The organism is Amphritea sp. GJ51-11, from assembly GCF_055808735.1.
This window is the reverse complement of sequence record NZ_CM147881.1, coordinates 615,535-635,678: the sequence shown is the minus strand read 5'-3', so window position 1 is coordinate 635,678 and position 20,144 is coordinate 615,535. Positions and strand designations below refer to the sequence as shown.

Below are 20,144 nucleotides of genomic sequence, written 5' to 3'. Positions count from 1 at the left end.
TCATAAGGCAACCGGAGAGGCTCCCTAAAAAACAGGCAGTGTAAACAGGCAAATAAAACGAAAAAGGAGACAGCAAGGTCTCCTTTGGTTATGCCAAGTGCGGCATAGATGTCCATTTTCCACCGAAAGGTCAGGTCGTCAAAAGGACCTAACCCAAGTTAGATGGCGCTTTTATTTATTCGGATCAACCAAAGTACGCCCCTGTATTTTACCCGCAACGATATCCGCCGCGGCCTGAGGCACGTCAGACAAGCCGATCACATTGGCGATCTCACCCAGTGCATTATCAGGCAGATCCGTAAGTAAACGATTCCAAGCGGTTGTACGGATATCCACAGGACACATCACCGAGTCCACCCCCTGCAAGCGCACATTACGTAAAATAAAGGGCATCACCGTGGTCGGCAGCTTATAACCACCCGCCAGACCACAGGCCGCTACTGTGCCGCGGTAATCGGTCTCAGCCAATACTCGAGCCAACATGGTGTCACCCACCGTATCGATACCACCGGCCCAACGCTGCTTTTCAAGAGGCCGAGCCGGTTCCGCCATTTCACTACGAGGAAGTAACTCACTGGCACCTAATCCACGCAGATATTCATGGGTCGACTCACGCCCCGTAACTGCCGCAACGGTATAGCCCAACTGACTCAGAATAGCGACCGCAACACTACCAACACCACCCGCAGCCCCCGTGACGACCACAGTTCCACGATCCGGAGTAATACCGCCCTCTTCTAGCGCCATCACACAGAGCATCGCCGTCAGCCCTGCGGTACCGATCGACATCGCCTTAGCGGCATCCATCCCCTCAGGCATTTTAACCAACCATTCGGGCTTCATTCGAGCATACTGGCTATAACCGCCCCAATATCGCTCACCCACACTCCAGCCGGTCATAATCACCTGATCACCGGGCTGATAGTCAGGGCTACGAGATTCTTTAACCACGCCAGCAAGATCAATCCCCGGTACCATTGGGAACTTATGCACAATTTTGCCCGTGCCCGTTACCGCCAAACCGTCTTTATAGTTAAGTGAGGAATAACTAACCTCCACCAGCACATCTTCATCCGGCAGGTCACTCAATTCCAGTGTTTTGACCGAAGAGAGTGTTTTCCCCTCTTCCTGTTCCAATACCAGAGCATTAAACATAGTTCACCTCACTTTAAACGGTTTTTCGATTCGTGATTCGATGTAGACTCGATAGGAGACTTGCTCGTTAGCTATCAGCACGATGAAGGGGCATAAACCTCTCTCGATGATGCTTCACATCAGTCAGCACAACAGGTAATCCGCATCTCTATTTGTCTTACAAATGAATAGATGGCAAATTTATACCCTATTTCTATTTGTCATACAAATCAGCCTTTAGTCTAATATCAAGATAATCAAGGCAATATTTTTTCGCCTATTTTAATAAACGAGCAGCGCCATAACCGCCAATCTAAAACATCTATTTAAGAAGCCCTTCTGCCCATGCAATCTTCAAACTTATACTACAATTAAGTCAGGATAACGCAATAACTGGAGAGCAAGCGGATGTTGACACAAAACAAAAGCATTGTGCTGATGATATTGGTGGCATTCACCCCCATAACACTTGCTAGCGAACTAGGGAAAACCATCGTAATGCAGGGTAATAGCAGCGGCGCTATGGCATGTTCTATCTGCCACGGTGCCAATGGTGCAGGTCAAGCTCAAGCCGGATTTCCACATCTAGCGGGGTTAAACTCTGCCTATATGCAAAAGCAGCTACATGACTTCACCACCGCACAACGTCACAACCCAATAATGACGCCCATCGCGACAGCACTTTCAGCCGATGAGGTAAGCGCCGTTTCTAACTATTTTGCCCAGCAATCGACACCAGGTATGAAGCCAACCGTCGTTGATGAATCACTCATCTCAGCCGGCCAACAACTCGCTCAAAATGGTAATTGGACAAATGATGTGCCCGCCTGTTTTTCCTGTCATGGCGCCCAAGCTAAGGGTATTGGCACGCACTTTCCAGCTTTAGCCGGTCAGCATGCGTCCTATATAGAGCAACAACTTAATAGCTGGCGTTCTGGACAGCGAAGTAACGATCCCAATCAACTGATGGTAGGCATAGCGCAACGCCTCAGCGAGACTGAGATAAAAGCAGTGAGCGCCTATCTGGCTAATCTAACTGCAACTGACAATTAACAACGCTGGGGGTTTTTATGTGGCTAACGAAGACAAACAGTAGACCGCTACAAGGTCACAACGGACGGCTAGCATCCCGCCTCTTAGGTGCAGTATTACTCAGCTCATTGCTATTCAATCCGGCCCTTGCCGAAGAAAAGGATTACCAAGTTGAATTACCCGCAGCGCCTAAAGGCCCGGCGAGCTTTACTCCGCCAAATGAGGCTGATATACCCAATAATGCCTTTGGTGAAGCGGTACGTTATGGCCTGTCGTTATTTACCAATACACAACAATTGCGCGGCCAATATGTTGGTAATGAGCTGAATTGTGCGAACTGTCACCTAAATAAAGGCCGACAAGCCAATGCAGCACCACTCTGGGGTGCATTTCCTATGTATCCGGCGTATCGCAAGAAAAATGATCACGTTAATACTATCGATGAACGTATTCAGGGTTGCTTTACCTACAGTATGAACGGTACTCCACCACCGTTTGGTAGCAAAGAACTGACCGCCTTGGTAACCTATCACTACTGGCTATCAACCGGCGCACCAACCGGACAAGCGTTACCTGGACGTGGCTATCCTAAACTCGCAAAAGCAGCCGAAACACCCAGCGTTAGTCGAGGAAAGACCATCTATCAAGATAACTGTGCTATCTGTCATGGCGAAAACGGCGCTGGAACACAGGTCGATGGTCGTTATGCCTTTCCGCCTCTATGGGGTAAAGATTCTTTTAACTGGGGAGCGGGTATGCATCGCATCAATACGGCAGCAGGCTTTATTAAAGCAAATATGCCGCTTGGTAAACCCAATAGCTTAACCGATCAGCAAGCTTGGGATGTCGCCGCCTTTATGAATAGCCATGAACGACCACAAGATCCTCGTTATGAGGGAAACCTTGAACAAACGGCAGAAACCTTCCACCAACATCAGTGTTTTTACAATAAAGAAGTTGACCAGCAACGCATAGGCCAAGGAGCAAAATAACCCACCGCTCGGCAAAGGTGACAAAACTCAGGTCACCTTTGCCCGCTGACGAACTCAGCGCCCTCCTATAGTTTCCGTCTCTGCGAATCTAAATCCAACACCAAAAGTGATTCACTCTTGGCGCATCAGCTCAGGTTCAGCCCTGTGCTTGTTTCAGCACTTCGTTATGCGATAAAATAACCGTTCATCAATAATAACTGATTGATTATTCAGGCTTACTTATTGGTTTAACAGGCCAACTCGGATTACAAGGAGCAATTCTATTCACTATTGAATTCTCCCACACGACTTATCTAGATCGATTTCACACCCATTGGTAGTTCAACGGTGGTATCGCATTTAATTCTGGCACCAACAGTAGGAGAGACTCTGTGAGTTTAGACATCACCCCCAGCTTATCCAGCCAGATTGCACAGCAGATCCGCCAAGCCATTATGGATGGCTCTTTAAAAGCCGATGATCGCTTACCTACAGAAGGTGAGCTAGCGCTGCGCTATAAAGTCTCTCGTCCGACGATTCGTGAAGCATTGAAACGTTTAGCCGCCCAGAACCTCGTTCGATCCCGGCGCGGCCCCACCGGCGGCACCTTTATCAATCGTCCATCGACAACCGACCTCAGTGACGCCTTAACCAGCGCCACCACTTTATTGGTTGGTATGGATGCCTTTTCCATGGACGATATCAATCAGACTCGCTTACTCTTAGAAACAAACTGCTTACAGCTCGCTGCGCCCCGTATCAACAGCATACAACTCGAGGCGCTTGAGCGAGAACTGACGGAACAACAGGATGACGCTCTCACACCTGAACAGTTTTGCGCTTCCGATGTACGCTTTCATCGCCAGATAGCCGAGGCTTCAGGTAACCCTCTGCTGAGCTTTATTATGTTCAGTGTGATCGAGGCGTTACAACCGATTAGCAATATGGTCACCTTTCGCTTTCGCGAGCGCTCCGTCATCATCGATCAACATGAGCGCATTTTGCAGGCACTCAGCCAACATGATGCCGACCAAGCCTGTGCCGTGTTAGCAGAACAGGTGGCCTACCTGACGGAGAAATCCAGTCAAGCACAGCAATGGAAAGCCAAAAAGCCAACCTAACAGAGGTCATAATCAGGCGAAAATAGCATAGGATTTATCCGGTAATTGCGGTATTCTTCAGCTATAAATCAGTGCATTTAAGGAGTTAATGTGGAAGAGAATAGCGTCTGGATTATTGGTATTGTCACCCTGTTAGCAGGAGCACTCATCGGCTACCTGATGGGGCGTTCCGGCGACACTTCCAGTCAGAAGAAACTGACTAATCAGCTCAATGAGGCGCAACGCGACCTAAGTGACTATAAAGAGAAGGTGAACGGTCACTTCGAGAAAACCGCAGAACTGGTCAATAATCTGACTGAAAGCTATAAGCAGGTGCACCAACATCTGGCTCAAGGTTCAGAAACGCTCTGCATGGGCGTACACTCACCAGATAAACTGAGCAGCGATGGCAAGCCACAAATTGAGGAACAACCGCTGGCCGAAGCCGTTGAAACTAAAGGCGATATTGAACCGGCGGCAGTCGTAACAGAACCCGCAGTCGATGAGCCTGAAGTCGTCGAACCTCCCCGTGACTATGCACCTAAAAAGCCCGATGAAGAGGGTATGCTGTCAGACAAATATGGTTTGAAGAAAAAAGCCGACAGCGAAGAGGAAGCATTGGAGGAAGTTATTCCACCACTGCTAAAGGATCAAATTCCCGGCACTCATGTCAGCGACAAAGGAACAAAACACTCTGCTAACTAACGATCTAATATTTAATCCTAAAAACCGGCAAATATGCCGGTTTTTTAATGTTTGCACTTTGGCTCTAGTTATACCGGGTTATGAATATCAATAAACTCATGCTCAAGATCAAACTCCTGTGCCAGCCGGCTTGCCAACGCCTGAACACCATAGCGCTCTGTGGCATGATGCCCCGCCGCAAAATAGTGAATACCTAACTCTCTCGCATTATGCACCGTCGGTTCGGATATCTCGCCAGAAAGATAAGCATCTAGACCTAGGGCCGCCGCCTGATCGATATACCCCTGAGCCGCCCCGGTACACCAACCAACGGTTTCAATCCGTTCCGGACCACCCTCAATATGCAGTACTTCGCGCCCAAGCGCAGCCGCAATCTGCTGACGAAACTCCAACGCCGTTAATGGCTGTACCAAACGTCCGGTTAAGCCAATGCTCAATGGATTATCAGGTTCCAATCCGCCATCAACCTGTAAGCCTAATTGTTCAGCCAAACAGGCATTATTACCCAACTGTGGATGACCATCCAACGGCAGATGATAGGCCAGCAAACTGATATCATTGGCTAATAACGTTTGCAGCCGGCGCTTCTTAATACCGGTTATGGCCTCAGCCTCACCTTTCCAAAAATAACCATGATGTACCAAAATAAGATCGGCTTGCAGCTCTACCGCTCGATCAAGTAGCGCCTGGCTCGCAGTCACACCGGAAATAATCCGACCAACTTCATGACGCCCTTCAACCTGCAAACCATTAGGGCAGTAATCCCGGTATTTTTCAGGACTCAACAAAGAATTACAATAATTAACCAACTGTTTCAGTGATACCGCCATAATCTTGTCTTAATCTTCCCAAAAAGGTTTTATTATCCGTATAATTCTAAAATAGCTGAATAACTTTATCACTGTTTATAAAGGCATCTCTAATTGATTCAACGTTTTGCTTTTCTGGTCTGGCCTACCCTGTCAGGAATCCTCGCCGCCGTGGCGCTGCTGATCTACCTACCTGACATGTTTGCTCCCCAAACCAGCACCGTTCAGATACGTCAGGCAGGAGCGCCTTCAAGCAAGGTTCTAGGCCCCTATTCCTACGCCGATGCAGTGGATCATGCTGCTTCCAGCGTCGTCAACATCTATACACGCACGGTAATCCCTAGTACCAATCAACAGATCTATAACGACCCCAATATCCGTAAATATTATGATGCTAAAGCGGGCCATAAAGAGCGCATACAATCTAGCCTCGGTTCCGGCGTAATTCTTAGCCCTGAGGGTTATATCGCCACCAATAATCATGTTATTTCCGGTGCAGATAGTATTGTCGTAGCACTGCAAGATGGTAGAGAAGCTACCGCTACGGTAGTTGGCAACGATCCGGATACCGACCTAGCCGTACTTAAAATCAACCTCACCGATCTACCTAGCATCACCGTCAGTTCTTCTGCTAACTTGCGCGTCGGCGATGTCGCGCTGGCTATCGGCAACCCCTTTGGCGTTGGCCAAACCGTAACCATGGGTATTATCAGCGCCACCGGCCGCAACCAACTGGGGCTAAACACCTATGAAGACTTTATTCAGACTGATGCAGCGATCAACCCAGGCAACTCCGGTGGCGCTCTAATCAATGCCGAAGGCAACCTGATTGGTATCAATACTGCGATCTTTACCCGCTCCGGCGGCTCTCAGGGCATAGGTTTTGCCATCCCTTCCGATCAGGCCCAGCAAGTCATGCAAGACCTCATAGAACATGGTCGAGTAATACGTGGCTGGGTCGGCGTTGAGGCACAGGAGATAACTCCAGGGCTGGCAGAGTCATTTGGACTAAAAGATACCAAGGGCCTCATTATTGCCGGTATTTTCCGTGATGGGCCGGCACATCAAGCGGGTTTATTACCCGGGGATATTCTGTTGGAGATCAACGGTAAGAAGATCGTCAATAGCTTTAACTCCATGTACAGCGTGGCTCGCATGATACCGGGCACCGTGTTGCCGGTGAAAGTTTGGCGTAATGGCGAGGTCATTGAACTAGAAGTAACTGTCGCTGAACGCCCTGCGATTGAGAACCCCATAAAAGAGATTCCTGCTGAGAAAACAGACAACAGCGAAACCCCTACGCCGTAATAAATAATCGCCGTGCACAAAAAAAGCCCATAATGGGCTTTTTTTATAACGTGATATTAAGTGAAGCTATTTCAACAAAACTCAGGCTTTACTCTTTAATACGATATTCAGCAGAACGAGCATGAGCGGTCAGGCTTTCACCTCGTGCTAAAACAGAAGCAACTTTGCCCATTTCTGAAGCCCCATCCTCGGAAAACATAATCAGCGATGAACGTTTCTGGAAATCATACACCCCTAAAGGTGATGAGAAACGCGCAGTACCGGAGGTGGGTAACACATGGTTAGGCCCAGCACAGTAGTCGCCTAATGCCTCAGCGGTGTACCGTCCCATAAAGATCGCACCCGCATGCTTAATCAACGGTAACAGCGCCTTAGGGTCTTCAACAGACAACTCTAGGTGCTCCGGAGCAATTCGGTTGTTAACCTTGGCCGCTTCGGCAAGATCCGCCACTTTAATTAGCGCTGCACGATCAGCTAGAGAGCGACCGATAATCGCTTTGCGCTCCATGGTTGGCAGCAGCTTCTCGATACTGGCACTCACTTTATCTAGAAAGTCCGCATCGGGACTGATCAGAATCGGTTGCGCATCTTCATCGTGCTCAGCCTGTGAGAATAGATCCATCGCGATCCAATCAGGATCAGTACCGCCATCGCAAATCACCAAAATTTCAGATGGTCCCGCGATCATATCGATCCCTACGGTGCCATACACTGCGCGTTTTGCCGTAGCGACAAAGATATTACCTGGGCCTACGATCTTATCCACTTTAGGAATCGTTTCAGTACCATAGGCTAGCGCCGCAATCGCTTGCGCACCACCAATAGCAAAGGCGCGACTAACACCTGCCAATGCAGCTGCCGCTAGCACCAACTGATTAACTTCACCATCCGGCGTTGGCACCACCATAATCAGCTCTTCAACACCGGCAACATGGGCCGGAATCGCATTCATCAACACCGATGATGGGTAAGATGCTTTACCACCAGGGACATACAAACCGGCCTTATCCATCGGCGTGATTTTTTGACCCAACAGGGTACCATCAGCTTCCTGATACTCCCATGACTCACCCTTCTGGCGTTCGTGATAATCACGCACCCGCTGAGCAGCCACACGGAGCGCTTTATTCTGGTCGGCTGGCAAACCTGCCAATGCCTGATTTAAATCATCTTGAGTAAACTCAAGTTCGGCCATAGTGCTAACACTCAGCCGATCGAAACGATTGGTGTATTCAACTACCGCACTATCGCCTTCGGCCTTAACGCGCTCAAGAATATCCTCAACCGTTCGGTTAACGTCTTTATTAGAAACCGACTCCCAAGCTAACAATTTATCCAACTGTTCGCTGAAATCAGCCTGCTGACTGTCTAATCTTAAAATATTTGGTTGGGTCATGGTTATTCCGACCTATCTTTTCGTGCTTCTACTGCGGCGGCTAATTGCTCAATAATCGGTTGTATCTGCCGATGCTTCATTTTCAAAGCCGCTTTACCCACCACTAAACGTGAGCTGATATAGCAGATGTCTTCCATCGGCACTAAACCATTCGCCCGCAACGTATTACCCGTATCAACAATATCAACAATGCGATCCGCTAACCCCATGATGGGAGCCAACTCCATCGCGCCATACAGTTTAATAATATCAACCTGACGCCCCTGACGGGCAAAATACTCTTTGGTGATATTGACAAATTTCGTAGCGACTTTCATGCGGCCTTCAACGTCAGTCGCATCTTTCATGCCGGCAACCATCAATTGGCACTTAGCAATATCCAGATCTAACGGTTCATATAGATCTTTAGAGCCGTATTCCAACAACACATCTTTACCCGCAACTCCCATATCAGCGCCACCGTGTTCAACATAGGTAGGGACATCAGTGGCACGGATAACAACCAATTTAATATTGTCATGGTTGGTATCGAAAATCAGCTTACGGCTGCTGAAAATATCCTCAGCCGGAATAATGTTAGCTGCTTCAAGAAGCGGCAGCGTATCTTTTAGAATACGCCCTTTAGATAGCGCAATGGTCAGGTTCTGTTTCATAGTTGCTATTTCGTTACCACTTAAAAATTCAGTACAGACACCGCCTGTTCTGTTAATGCTAAAGTCCGTTAAGGGATAAACACATTAAGGACTCAGTTCAGCGCTATATTAACTCTCGGTTGGCGCTGCGTTCCGATTGCCTGGCACCCGTTTAATGGTTGCCCCCAGCAACTGGAGTTTCTCTTCAATACACTCATAACCACGGTCGATATGATAGATACGATCGATAACTGTATCACCCGTGGCGACCATCGCCGCAATCACCAAGCTTGCAGAAGCCCGAAGGTCGGTTGCCATAACAGGAGCCCCGGTGAGCACTTCACGCCCTTCCGTAATCGCAGTATTACCATCAATGGTAATCTTCGCCCCCATGCGCTGCATCTCTTGCATATGCATAAAACGGTTTTCAAACACCGTTTCCTTGATCACGCCAACGCCTTCGGCAATCACATTCAAGGCGGCAAACTGGGCTTGCATATCGGTCGGGAAAGCCGGATAAGGTGCAGTGGTTAAATTAACCGCTTTAGGCCGTTTGCCTTTCATATCCAGACTGATCCAATCCGAACCACACTCAATCTCAGCACCGGCTTCAATCAGTTTTTGTAACACCGCATCGAGAATATCGGGGCGTGTACTTTTCACTTTAACCTTACCGCGGGTTGCTGCGGCGGCCACTAGGTAAGTGCCGGTTTCAATCCGATCGGCAATCACCGGGAAGGTGCAGCTTTTCAGCGAGGCCACGCCATTAACGATAATGGTATCGGTACCATGGCCGGTAATATCGGCACCCATGGCGATCAAAAACTCAGCTAAGTCGACGATTTCAGGCTCGCGGGCGGCATTTTCAATAATGGATTGCCCTTCGGCCAGCGATGCCGCCATCAGGATATTTTCGGTGCCCGTTACCGTGACGATATCAAAAAAGACCCGCCCACCTTTCAGACGGCCATCACAGGTGGCCCGAATAAAGCCTTCTTCAACGGTGATTTCGGCGCCTAGCGCCTCAAGCCCTTTCAAGTGCAGATCCACCGGACGACTACCGATAGCACAACCGCCCGGCAGTGACACTTCGGCATGGCCAAAATGTGCTAACAAAGGCCCCAACACCAAAATCGAAGCCCGCATGGTTTTCACCAAGTCATAAGGTGCAATCGTTGAATTTAATGTTGTTGCATCGATTTCGACATTGAGCTTTTCATCCACTGTCAAATCAACGCCCATCTGCCGGAGTAACTCCAGCATGGTGGTGATATCGTGTAGATGCGGCAGATTACTGATAGTAACCGGTTCGTCAGCTAACAGTGTAGCGGCCAAAATAGGCAAAGCGGAGTTTTTCGCTCCAGAAATGCGTACTTCACCTTCTAAGCGGCTTCCACCGGTAATGATCAGTTTATCCATTAAAATAGGGTCTCTCTGCGCTTCAGTTCTGTTCTGCCCACTGGGCACGAGTAAAGGTTCTAATGGTCAGAGCATGGATACTACCATCAGCGATCTGATCGGAAAGACAGCCATAGACCATCTGTTGTTTTTTTACTGGGCGCTGACCTTCAAAGATATCACCAACAACGGTGACCTGAAAATTACAACCTTCGCCTTCAGGGAATACTTCACAGCCTTCTAGTTTTTCTTCCAGAATACGTTTTACATCTTCGATTTGCATGCATGACACCAATGAGAATTGGGGGAAAATAATAGGTTGGCAATGATAGCGGAAAGTGTGACAAAAGGCGACGACTGTAGTTAAACAGCCATCGTATAACAATGTATGCTAAAGCCTGTCGTTATGGATGAAGAGCAGAATCCTCTAGCCCGACCAACCGCACAATAGCACTCAATTCAGCAGGAATATTTCGTGCGGTTAAAGACCGCTGTAAAATTCGGCTTTTACGCTCTAAACAGAGCCAGAGCGATACTGCCGAACTATCGACCCGCCCGACACCGGCAAAATCGATGACCACCGTTTGACCAGCCTGATCAAAGGCCTTTTCAAGCGCCGCTCGCACCGCGATGATCGTACTAAACAGTAAATCACCTTTTAACAGGATTGCATCGGCACTAATTTCAACCTGAGAGGCCATTAACTATCCTTACTACCGTTACTGGCAATCGCTGCTTTCCAGTCAGTGATCACCTGTTTAACATCACCATTGGTACGGGACACCATATCGGCAAACTGGTTTTTAAAATTCAGTCGTAAGTTAATGCCATCGACCAATACATTCACCAATTTCCAGCCGCTATCTTGCTTTAGCATGTAATACACCAAGGTGTACTGCTGGCCATTCGAAGCAAACACATGCACGCTAACCACTTGTTTGTCTGCATCAGGGCTTGGATGACCTTCCGGCGCCACTTCATATCTAACGATATCAAAGCCGGTCAGTGATTTTGCATAGGTGCGCACCATCGTATCTTTAAATACATTGGAAAAACGCTGCTGTTGCTGCTCATCAACACGGTTGTAGTATTTGCCCATAACCCGCTTCGATGCATAGTCAAAATCCACCACAGGGTTAAGAATGGTTTCAATCTCAGCAATCAGCGCTTCGCTTTGCTCTGGTGCTTTTAGCGCCTTATTCTCCAGCACTTTCATCATCTGAGATGAAGCTTGTTCAATAGTCGCTCGCGCTTCTGTCCCACGATGCCTGTACGGCAACCGAGGTAAACATCAGCGTCAGCAGTACCAGCCAACGGTTAATATATTTCATTTTTACGATTCCTATAGTTAGGTGGCAATACTTAATCACAATTACTCAGAGGCCTGATTAAAGAGAAATTTGCCAATCAACTCTTCGAGCACCAACGAAGATTGAGTGTCTTCAATGAAGTCACCCTCTTTCAATATCTCATCGTCAGCGGCACCGGTAGTAATACCGATATATTTTTCCCCCAGCAGCCCGGCCGTCAAAATCGAAGCTGAGCTATCTGATGTCAGATAATCGACATCCGAATTAATCTCCATCTCGACGATCGCCATCAACTTTTGACGATCGATGCTAATGCTGGTGACTTGACCAATGGCCACACCGGACATCGTCACTTTTGAGCGAGCAGTAAGGCCGCCGACATTTTCAAAGCGGGCATAAATTTTATATGAGCCCTCTTGCTTCGCAAGGGTTAGACCGCTGACATTAATCGCCAGCATGGCCAGGGATAAAATCCCGACTAACATAAAAACACCCACGCCCAGCTCAATTCCACGATTACGCATGTCTTACAAATCTCCAAACATCAAAGCTGTCAGAATAAAGTCCAGCCCTAGGACAGCGAGGGATGAATACACCACCGTTTTAGTCGTCGCCTGGCTAATACCTTCAGAAGTGGGCACCGAATCATACCCCTGAAAAACAGCCACCCAAGTCACCACGACCCCGAATACGAGGGATTTAATCAATCCGTTCACTACATCATCAAAAAAGTCGACTGAGTTTTGCATGTTGGCCCAAAAAGACCCTTCATACACCCCCAACCAATCAACCCCAACTAACAGTCCACCCCAAATACCGACAGCACTAAAAATCATGGTCAGAATAGGCAAACAGATCAGTCCAGCCCAAAAACGGGGTGCAATAATCCGCCGTAAAGGATCAACACCGATCATTTCCATGCTAGACAACTGTTCAGTGGCTTTCATCAAACCAATTTCAGCGGTCAAGGCTGAGCCGGCTCGACCGGCAAACAACAGCGCGGTCACCACGGGGGCTAACTCCCGCACCAGACTTAAAGCGACCATCTGCCCAACCGCTTGTTCTGTGCCGTAGTCGACTAAGATAGTGTAGCCCTGTAGCGCCAGCACCATACCAATAAACAGGCCCGACACTATGATAATGACCATCGATAGCACACCGACGGAATATAGCTGACGAATCAGCAGAGGAAATGACGTCAGCGGATCAGGGCGCGCTACCACGGCATGGATCAACACCAGCCCTGCACGGCCAATCGCCGTCACCCGCTCCATCGTAGAGCGCCCTAGCTGCGCCAGGTTTGCCGTTACTGACTGCATTAACGCCTCTCCATCAGTTCAGTCTCATAATCACTGGCCGGAAAATGGAACGGCACAGGCCCATCAGGTAAGCCTTTCATAAACTGGCGAACCTGCTCAGAATCATTTTGATCTAACTGCTCAGGCGTGCCATGAGCAATCACCCCGCCATCGGCAATAATATAGATATAATCTGCGATACTGAGGGTTTCCTTAATATCATGAGACACAATAATACTGCTATGCCCCAATGCCTGATTGAGGGTCTTGATTAGGTTAACCAACACCCCCATCGCGATCGGGTCTTGTCCAGTAAACGGCTCATCGTACATAACTAAGGCAGGGTCGAGCGAAATGGCTCGAGCGAGAGCCACTCGGCGCCCCATACCGCCAGACAGTTCGCTCGGCATTAGTTCTGCCGCGCCACGCAATCCAACCGCCTGCAACTTCATCAAGACGATATCGCGGATCATATCTTCCGGCAGTTTGGTATGCACCCGCAGTGGAAAGGCTACATTTTCAAACACCGTCATATCAGTAAACAACGCACCGCTTTGAAATAACATGCCCATTTTTTCACGCACGTTAAATAGCTCGTTACGCCCCAAGCGAGGAATATCATCGCCATCGAGCAAAATAGAACCCGCTTCAGGCTTGAGTTGACCACCGATCAGCTTAAGTAGCGTCGTTTTACCCGTTCCGCTCGGCCCCATAATCGCCGTCACTTTCCCCCGGGGAATACGTATATCCATATTTTTACAGATATAACGATCACCTCGGCTAAAGGTAAGCTGTTTAATATCAATGATGATATCGTCGAAAAAATCCATAGTAACGGTGACTCAAGTCAGGACAATAAAATAAAGAGTTTCAGCAGGAATGAGATGTTCACCGCCTCAAATAGTTCCTCTAACCACTACAAATAAGCGGACAGTCAGCGATGTAGACACCACGACATTGCCATCAAAAAAGAGCGCAGATTGTAACACCCTTGCCTATAAACGTGAATAAAATCGCTCTCAACGGCAGCAACCTCTTGCACATAGATCCGATTACTCATTAAATAGGCCTCCGTTTTAACCACAGCTGAACAACTAAACCGATGCTATACCCCATTATTGCACTACTTTTAGGTTTCATTATTTTAGTCTGGAGTGCCGACCGTTTCGTTATCGGTGCCGCCGGAACTGCCAAAAACATGGGCATGTCACCGATGTTAATCGGTCTGACGGTGGTTTCTTTTGGCACCTCGGCCCCCGAAATTTTGGTTTCAATCATGGCAGCCACCACTGGTGCCGGCGACCTTGCCGTCGGCAACGCTCTGGGCTCCAACATCGCCAATATTGGTCTGGTACTGGGGATGACCGCCCTGATTGCCCCGTTGCCTGTACGCTCCAAAGTGCTCAAACAAGAGATTCCGCTATTATTAGCCATCACGTTATTGGCCGGCGCCGTACTCTACGATCTCTATCTAGGCCATATCGATTCGATTATTCTGTGTTTATCACTGGTCGCCTGCCTGTACTTATTTACCCGTTTCCAGCGCAACGCCAGCGATGACGAAATTAATGATGAAGAGGAGGAGTTACCAGAACTCTCCACCCTCTGGGCCATCTTTTGGCTCATTACAGGACTATTACTGCTGGCAGGTAGTTCTCGCCTACTGGTATGGGGTGCCACCGAAATAGCCACCACCTTAGGTGTAAGCGACCTGATCATCGGCCTCACCATTGTCGCCATCGGTACCAGCCTACCCGAACTCGCAGCCTCGGTAGCCAGCGCCCTAAAAGGCCATACCGATATTGCACTGGGAAATATTGTTGGCTCTAATATATTTAATATAGCGGCGGTAATGGCGGTACCCGGTTTACTCGCGCCAATTGAGCTGGATTCAGCGGTGCTCTGGCGAGACTATGGGTCAATGTTGGGCCTAACACTCCTACTTGTCGCATTAGCCATCTATCAGCGCCCACCCCGAATCTCGCGTTTCGAAGGCGGAATACTACTGGCAGCCTATGCAGGTTATCTTGCACTACTATACAATATGAGCGCTTAACCCATCTATCGGACTGCAGCCTTCACGACTGCAAACAGAGTTGTGAATAAACAATGATAAATACAGAACTGGATTTTTTAGCCTCCGCCAAGCGTACCATTGAGCTAGAGCGGGATGCCGTTAATGATCTGCTAGAGCATCTTAATGATGATTTTAGTAAAGCTTGCCGACTAGCACTGACATGCCAAGGGCGGGTCATCGTCACGGGCATGGGTAAAAGCGGCCATATCGGCAACAAAATTGCTGCGACATTGGCCTCCACAGGAACACCGTCATTCTTTGTACACCCCGGTGAAGCCAGCCATGGCGACCTAGGTATGATTACCCGTGCGGATGTGGTTATCGCCCTATCGAACTCGGGAGAAACCAGCGAGGTCCTATCGATATTGCCACTCATCAAACGGATGAAAGCACCGCTGATCAGCATTACTGGCAACCCTGAATCAACTCTCTCGCGCAGCGCCGATGCCAACCTGAATGTCGCCATCCGCCAAGAAGCCTGTCCTCTGGGGCTGGCACCGACATCCAGCACCACCGCATCACTGGTCATCGGTGATGCTCTGGCCATCGCCTTGTTAGAAGCCAGAGGCTTCAGTGCTGAAGACTTTGCCTTCTCTCACCCCGGTGGTAGTTTAGGACGACGCCTGCTGTTAAAAGTATCCGACATTATGCACAGTGGCGATGACATCCCGAAAGTCACTCATTCTACTATGCTCAAAGAAGCGCTGATGGAAGTCACCCACAAACACCTGGGCATGACCACCGTCGTCGACGATACAGGCGTTCTACAAGGCGTATTTACCGATGGTGACCTACGTCGTACGCTTGATCATGACGTGGATATGAAAAGCACTCCGATTACCGAGGTAATGACCACCGAATGCACTACCGTGACCAGCGATATACTCGCGGCTGAAGCCCTGCAAATTATGCAGGACAAACAGATTAACGCCTTGATCGTACTTGATGATGCCCGTCGCCCAGTCGGCGCCTTAAATATGCACGACATGCTCAAAGCGGGAGTCATCTGATGCCAGCATCTGTAGTTAAAAAGCTCACCAACGACCTTAATGAAGCATTGATTGGCAAGTTACAAACGGTCAAATTGGTGGTATTTGATGTCGATGGTGTACTCACCGATGGCAAGCTCAACTTCCTAGCCGATGGCAGCGAAGTTAAGAATTTCAATACCTTAGATGGGCTCGGTATAAAACTGCTCGCCCAAGGTGACATCAAAACCGCCATCATTACCGGTCGCTGTTCACCTCAAGTTGAACGCCGAGCCGAAGCCTTGGGAATCGATTACCTCTATCAGGGACGGGAAGATAAACTCACCGCCTTGCAAGAACTCTGGCAGGATACCGGCTTTAGCGCACAACAAACGGCTTATATCGGTGACGACCTACCCGATCTCGCTGCCATTCGCGCCGTCAGCTTTGGCGCCACCGTCAATGGTGGTCATCCATTGGTTGCCGCGCATGCCGACTGGTGTACCCAGCGTACTGCAGGCAACGGTGCGGGCCGTGAGTTTTGCGAAACAATTCTGGCAGGCCAGGGCAAACTGGAAGCCCTGTTCAACGAGTATTTATAAATGCTGACCGGACGCGCCCGGCTAATTGCAGCCGCTGCTATTCTGATTCCTGCGGTTATCTATTTGGGGATGGATACTGAACGTCACTCCGTTAGTCTGAAAAAGGCCCCGAATCCAGCCTATCAGCAATCCGATTATTATATCGTCAATGGACGGATCAGAGACTTTGCGCCGAGCGGTCAGCTAAAGCAGCAATTAAGTTCAACTCAGCTGGAACATCAGCCGGCTTCACAACAGATATTAGTGACCAATCCTGAGATGCAAATATACAACACTCAGCAGCCCACGCGTAAGATCAGCAGCCTCAGAGGACTCATCAGCGACAACGATGACAGCGTTATTCTCGAAGGCGAGGTATTATTTCAAGACAACCCTAATATGGCAGTGGCAAACAGCCTACGTACCGAAACATTAATTATTCAGCCACAAGACAATATTGCCAAGACCGATAAGCTGGTGACTATCACAAGCCCTTCGGGCACAACCACCAGCGTGGGCATGACAATCGACACCGACAGTGGCATTCTTAACCTCCTGTCAGACGTTACCGGGGTATATCATGTTAATTAACCGTATAAGCAAAGCCTTATGCGTGGTCCTGCTCAGCTGGCAACCGGTGGCAATGGCTCTACCCGGTGATGCCAACAAAGCAATTCACATCACAGCAGACAGCGCGACGCGTAATGATCAAACCGGCATCACTCTCTACAAAGGCGATGTATTGTTGACACAGGGCAGCATGAAAGTCAGCGGTGATAGCATAGAACTAAGACAAACCAACAACACCATCAGCATGATTATTGCCAAAGGACGCCCCGCCGAGTTCCAACAACGCTCTGCCGCCGACCAAGAGGTAACCCATGCATACGGTGAGGTTCTCGATTACAATATTCGTACAAAAGAGCTAACCATCTCCGGCCAGGCAAAAGTCTCGCAAGGGGCTGATGTATTTAGCGGTAACCGAATTGTTTACAATATGAAGAAAAGCACAGTAAATGCATTCAGGGATGAGAGCGCTAACGGCGAACGTGTACAGATTGTCATTCAGCCTAAAGCAACACCGTTGGATGAATCTGAAACTACAGCTACTGGGGAACTCAACAACTAATGAGTCGACTAGAAGCACTCAACCTAGCAAAGAGCTATAAAGGCCGCGCAGTTGTAAAAGATGTCTCGATGAGCGTCGATAGCGGCCAGATCGTTGGTTTATTGGGGCCTAACGGGGCGGGTAAGACAACCTGTTTTTACATGATTGTTGGGCTAGTGGAAGCCGACAAAGGCCGGATCAAAATTGATCAATTGGACTTAACCAAAGAGCCGATGCACGGCCGAGCGCGAAAAGGTATTGGTTACCTGCCACAAGAAGCCTCCATTTTCCGAAAACTCAGCGTCCATGATAACCTGATGGCTATTCTGGAAACCCGTAAAGAGTTGAGCCGGACTGAGCGTAAACAAAAATTAGACGAACTACTGGAAGAGTTTCATATCTCCCATCTAACGAAAAGTTTGGGAATGAGCCTCTCCGGTGGAGAACGGCGACGGGTTGAAATTGCCCGCGCACTGGCAACTGAGCCCACTTTTATCTTGTTAGATGAGCCCTTTGCCGGTGTTGACCCAATTTCAGTCAGTGATATAAAACAAACCGTAAAGCACTTACAAAGTAAGGGGATTGGCGTCTTAATCACCGATCACAATGTTCGCGAAACACTGGATATTTGCGAACAAGCTTACATCGTCAGTGAAGGTTATATTCTTGCAGAAGGATCGCCAGAGGATATTCTTGCCAACCAGCAGGTCAGGGAAGCCTATCTCGGTGAGCAATTCAAGCTGTAACAGGTATATAAGCGACTCTCTATGAAACAAGCGTTACAACTAAAAATGGGTCAGCATCTGACCATGACCCCACAATTACAGCAGGCGATTCGCTTGCTGCAATTATCGACGCTTGATCTGCAACAGGAGATTCAGGAAGCACTAGAATCGAACCCGATGCTAGAAGTAACGGAAGAGGATAGCGCTTCAGATAATGCCGCCGAGCAAGCGAGCTCTGATGCAGAAGTCAGCAATCATGAATCCGTCTCAGCATCGGCCAAAACCACCGAGTCTGAAGAGATTCAAGCCACCGATAGCGACTGGAATGAAGATATTCCCAATGAACTATCGACCGATAGTAATTGGGAAGACACTTATCAGACGGTCTCTAGTTCATCTTCATCATCCCATGATTTCTCCGATATGGAGATGGAGTCGAATGACACTGCGGATGAAACCCTGCAAGATCACCTGAACTGGCAATTAAACCTCACGCCGATGAGTCCCATCGACGAACTGATCGCCACCAATATTATTGACGGCATTAATGTTGACGGTTATCTCAACGTTGAACTCGATTCAATCCTGGAATATTTCCATCAGCAGGATGATGAGCAACTTAACGGCATTGAACTGGATGAAATCGAAGCGGTACTGCGACGCATCCAACAGTTTGATCCACCCGGCGTAGCCGCACGCGATCTAAGCGAGTGCCTAGCCATTCAGCTACAGCAACTACCCAATGACACCGAATATCGCAACGAAGCGCTAAAACTAGTCACTCAATATATCCACTTACTGGGTAATCATGACTACAAACAGCTGATGCGCAAAGCCCGGATGCGAGAGCCACAGTTACTACAGGCGATCAACCTGATCCGCACCCTGAACCCTAAACCCGGCTCAATGATCACTAGCTCGCAATCGGAATATGTTATTCCCGATGTGCTGGTTTACAAAGAAAAAGGTGTCTGGCAGGTAAGCCTGAATCCGGAAGTTGCGCCTAAACTACGCATTAATGATGGCTATGCAGATTTGATCCGACGCGCTGATACCAGCCCTGACAACACCTATCTGAAAAACCATCTACAAGAAGCTCGCTGGTTTATCAAAAGCTTATTAAGCCGGAACGATACCTTAATGAAGGTCACCCGTGAAATTGTACACCGCCAAGAAGGTTTTCTAGAGCATGGCGATGAGGCGATGCGTCCGATGGTGCTGCACGATATCGCTGAGGCGGTCGAAATGCACGAATCGACCATCTCTCGGGTGACCACCCAGAAATATATGCATACCCCAAGGGGTATATTTGAGCTGAAGTATTTTTTCTCCAGCCATGTCACTACAGTGAACGGTGGCACCTGCTCATCGACCGCTATTCGGGCGCTCATCAAGAAATTGGTGGTCGCTGAAAGTCCAACAAAACCCTTAAGCGATAACAAGATTGCCCAACTGCTTGAGGAACAAGGTATCAATGTTGCGCGAAGAACCATTGCAAAATATAGAGAATCGCTTAGCATTCCACCTTCTAATGAACGAAAACGTTTAGTTTAATGACTTTTTTTATCATGGGAACCGGGCGGCAACCCGGT

The 20,144-nt window shown here is 48.7% G+C and carries 23 protein-coding genes; 12 read left to right on the top strand and 11 right to left on the bottom strand.

Annotated elements, in window-relative coordinates; all coding sequences use genetic code 11:
• Positions 1–171: 171 nt before the first annotated feature.
• Positions 172–1,155: an acrylyl-CoA reductase (NADPH) gene (gene acuI, locus AC0L4K_RS02775; protein WP_473268093.1), complete on the bottom strand. Its 984-nt coding sequence runs from the start codon at positions 1,153–1,155 to the stop codon at positions 172–174.
• Positions 1,156–1,542: 387 nt separating this feature from the next.
• On the opposite strand from acuI, the gene AC0L4K_RS02770 reads away from it, so the two are divergent.
• The 4 genes from AC0L4K_RS02770 to AC0L4K_RS02755 all read left to right on the top strand — a co-directional run bounded on the left by AC0L4K_RS02770 (position 1,543) and on the right by AC0L4K_RS02755 (position 4,942).
• Positions 1,543–2,187, top strand: coding sequence for a c-type cytochrome (locus tag AC0L4K_RS02770; RefSeq protein WP_473268091.1), 645 nt, complete (start codon positions 1,543–1,545; stop codon positions 2,185–2,187).
• Between the two features lie 17 nt (positions 2,188–2,204).
• Positions 2,205–3,158 carry a c-type cytochrome gene (locus AC0L4K_RS02765; RefSeq protein ID WP_417224733.1) on the top strand — a complete coding sequence of 318 codons (954 nt, stop codon included), beginning with the start codon at positions 2,205–2,207 and terminating at the stop codon, positions 3,156–3,158.
• Between the two features lie 371 nt (positions 3,159–3,529).
• Positions 3,530–4,258, top strand: a complete 729-nt coding sequence (locus AC0L4K_RS02760; RefSeq protein WP_417224734.1) for a FadR/GntR family transcriptional regulator — start codon at positions 3,530–3,532, stop codon at positions 4,256–4,258.
• 90 nt (positions 4,259–4,348) lie between these two features.
• A complete protein-coding gene (locus AC0L4K_RS02755) occupies positions 4,349–4,942 on the top strand; it encodes a Z-ring associated ZapG family protein (protein WP_417224736.1) in 594 nt (197 codons plus the stop codon).
• Between the two features lie 68 nt (positions 4,943–5,010).
• Here AC0L4K_RS02755 and AC0L4K_RS02750 read toward each other — a convergent pair whose 3' ends face one another.
• Positions 5,011–5,772, bottom strand: coding sequence for a Nif3-like dinuclear metal center hexameric protein (locus tag AC0L4K_RS02750; protein WP_473268089.1), 762 nt, complete (start codon positions 5,770–5,772; stop codon positions 5,011–5,013).
• 96 nt (positions 5,773–5,868) lie between these two features.
• Between AC0L4K_RS02750 and AC0L4K_RS02745 the strand changes: the two genes are divergently transcribed.
• On the top strand, positions 5,869–7,059 hold the full coding sequence (locus AC0L4K_RS02745; RefSeq protein ID WP_473269199.1) for a S1C family serine protease: 1,191 nt from the start codon (positions 5,869–5,871) through the stop codon (positions 7,057–7,059).
• Between the two features lie 88 nt (positions 7,060–7,147).
• Here the strand turns inward: AC0L4K_RS02745 and hisD are convergent, their stop codons facing one another.
• From hisD to AC0L4K_RS02700, 9 genes are all read right to left on the bottom strand, one after another.
• Positions 7,148–8,455, bottom strand: coding sequence for a histidinol dehydrogenase (hisD, locus tag AC0L4K_RS02740; protein ID WP_417224739.1), 1,308 nt, complete (start codon positions 8,453–8,455; stop codon positions 7,148–7,150).
• 2 nt (positions 8,456–8,457) lie between these two features.
• Positions 8,458–9,108 carry an ATP phosphoribosyltransferase gene (gene hisG / locus AC0L4K_RS02735; RefSeq protein WP_417224741.1) on the bottom strand — a complete coding sequence of 217 codons (651 nt, stop codon included), beginning with the start codon at positions 9,106–9,108 and terminating at the stop codon, positions 8,458–8,460.
• A gap of 108 nt (positions 9,109–9,216) precedes the next feature.
• Positions 9,217–10,506 (bottom strand): UDP-N-acetylglucosamine 1-carboxyvinyltransferase, encoded by a 1,290-nt coding sequence (gene murA, locus AC0L4K_RS02730; RefSeq protein ID WP_417224743.1) that lies wholly within the window; start codon positions 10,504–10,506, stop codon positions 9,217–9,219.
• Between the two features lie 22 nt (positions 10,507–10,528).
• Positions 10,529–10,768 carry a BolA family protein gene (locus tag AC0L4K_RS02725; protein ID WP_417224745.1) on the bottom strand — a complete coding sequence of 80 codons (240 nt, stop codon included), beginning with the start codon at positions 10,766–10,768 and terminating at the stop codon, positions 10,529–10,531.
• Between the two features lie 121 nt (positions 10,769–10,889).
• Positions 10,890–11,186, bottom strand: coding sequence for an STAS domain-containing protein (locus tag AC0L4K_RS02720; RefSeq protein ID WP_473268088.1), 297 nt, complete (start codon positions 11,184–11,186; stop codon positions 10,890–10,892).
• Positions 11,186–11,704 (bottom strand): MlaC/ttg2D family ABC transporter substrate-binding protein, encoded by a 519-nt coding sequence (locus AC0L4K_RS02715; protein WP_473268087.1) that lies wholly within the window; start codon positions 11,702–11,704, stop codon positions 11,186–11,188. The genes AC0L4K_RS02720 and AC0L4K_RS02715 overlap by 1 nt, the downstream gene beginning before the upstream one ends.
• A 153-nt stretch (positions 11,705–11,857) precedes the next feature.
• On the bottom strand, positions 11,858–12,319 hold the full coding sequence (gene mlaD, locus AC0L4K_RS02710; RefSeq protein ID WP_417224751.1) for an outer membrane lipid asymmetry maintenance protein MlaD: 462 nt from the start codon (positions 12,317–12,319) through the stop codon (positions 11,858–11,860).
• Positions 12,320–12,322: 3 nt separating this feature from the next.
• Positions 12,323–13,114 (bottom strand): lipid asymmetry maintenance ABC transporter permease subunit MlaE, encoded by a 792-nt coding sequence (gene mlaE, locus AC0L4K_RS02705; protein WP_417224752.1) that lies wholly within the window; start codon positions 13,112–13,114, stop codon positions 12,323–12,325.
• The gene (locus AC0L4K_RS02700; RefSeq protein WP_417224754.1) at positions 13,114–13,923 is read right to left on the bottom strand and encodes an ATP-binding cassette domain-containing protein; all 810 of its coding nucleotides are present in this window, start codon (positions 13,921–13,923) and stop codon (positions 13,114–13,116) included. Before AC0L4K_RS02700 ends, mlaE begins: the two co-directional genes overlap by 1 nt.
• 272 nt (positions 13,924–14,195) lie before the next feature.
• On the opposite strand from AC0L4K_RS02700, the gene AC0L4K_RS02695 reads away from it, so the two are divergent.
• From AC0L4K_RS02695 to AC0L4K_RS02665, 7 genes are read left to right on the top strand one after another with little or no spacing between them, the layout of a single operon-like run.
• The gene (locus AC0L4K_RS02695; RefSeq protein WP_417224756.1) at positions 14,196–15,149 is read left to right on the top strand and encodes a calcium/sodium antiporter; all 954 of its coding nucleotides are present in this window, start codon (positions 14,196–14,198) and stop codon (positions 15,147–15,149) included.
• A gap of 53 nt (positions 15,150–15,202) precedes the next feature.
• The gene (locus tag AC0L4K_RS02690) at positions 15,203–16,180 is read left to right on the top strand and encodes a KpsF/GutQ family sugar-phosphate isomerase (protein ID WP_417224758.1); all 978 of its coding nucleotides are present in this window, start codon (positions 15,203–15,205) and stop codon (positions 16,178–16,180) included.
• Positions 16,180–16,740 carry a KdsC family phosphatase gene (locus AC0L4K_RS02685; protein ID WP_417224760.1) on the top strand — a complete coding sequence of 187 codons (561 nt, stop codon included), beginning with the start codon at positions 16,180–16,182 and terminating at the stop codon, positions 16,738–16,740. Before AC0L4K_RS02690 ends, AC0L4K_RS02685 begins: the two co-directional genes overlap by 1 nt.
• Entirely contained in the window at positions 16,741–17,310 is a 570-nt protein-coding gene (lptC, locus tag AC0L4K_RS02680) for an LPS export ABC transporter periplasmic protein LptC (RefSeq protein WP_417224763.1), read from the top strand.
• Positions 17,300–17,848: a lipopolysaccharide transport periplasmic protein LptA gene (gene lptA, locus AC0L4K_RS02675; protein ID WP_417224766.1), complete on the top strand. Its 549-nt coding sequence runs from the start codon at positions 17,300–17,302 to the stop codon at positions 17,846–17,848. Before lptC ends, lptA begins: the two co-directional genes overlap by 11 nt.
• The gene (lptB, locus tag AC0L4K_RS02670; protein WP_417224769.1) at positions 17,848–18,573 is read left to right on the top strand and encodes an LPS export ABC transporter ATP-binding protein; all 726 of its coding nucleotides are present in this window, start codon (positions 17,848–17,850) and stop codon (positions 18,571–18,573) included. Before lptA ends, lptB begins: the two co-directional genes overlap by 1 nt.
• A gap of 21 nt (positions 18,574–18,594) precedes the next feature.
• The gene (locus AC0L4K_RS02665) at positions 18,595–20,106 is read left to right on the top strand and encodes an RNA polymerase factor sigma-54 (protein WP_473268086.1); all 1,512 of its coding nucleotides are present in this window, start codon (positions 18,595–18,597) and stop codon (positions 20,104–20,106) included.
• The last annotated feature ends 38 nt before the right edge of the window (positions 20,107–20,144 follow it).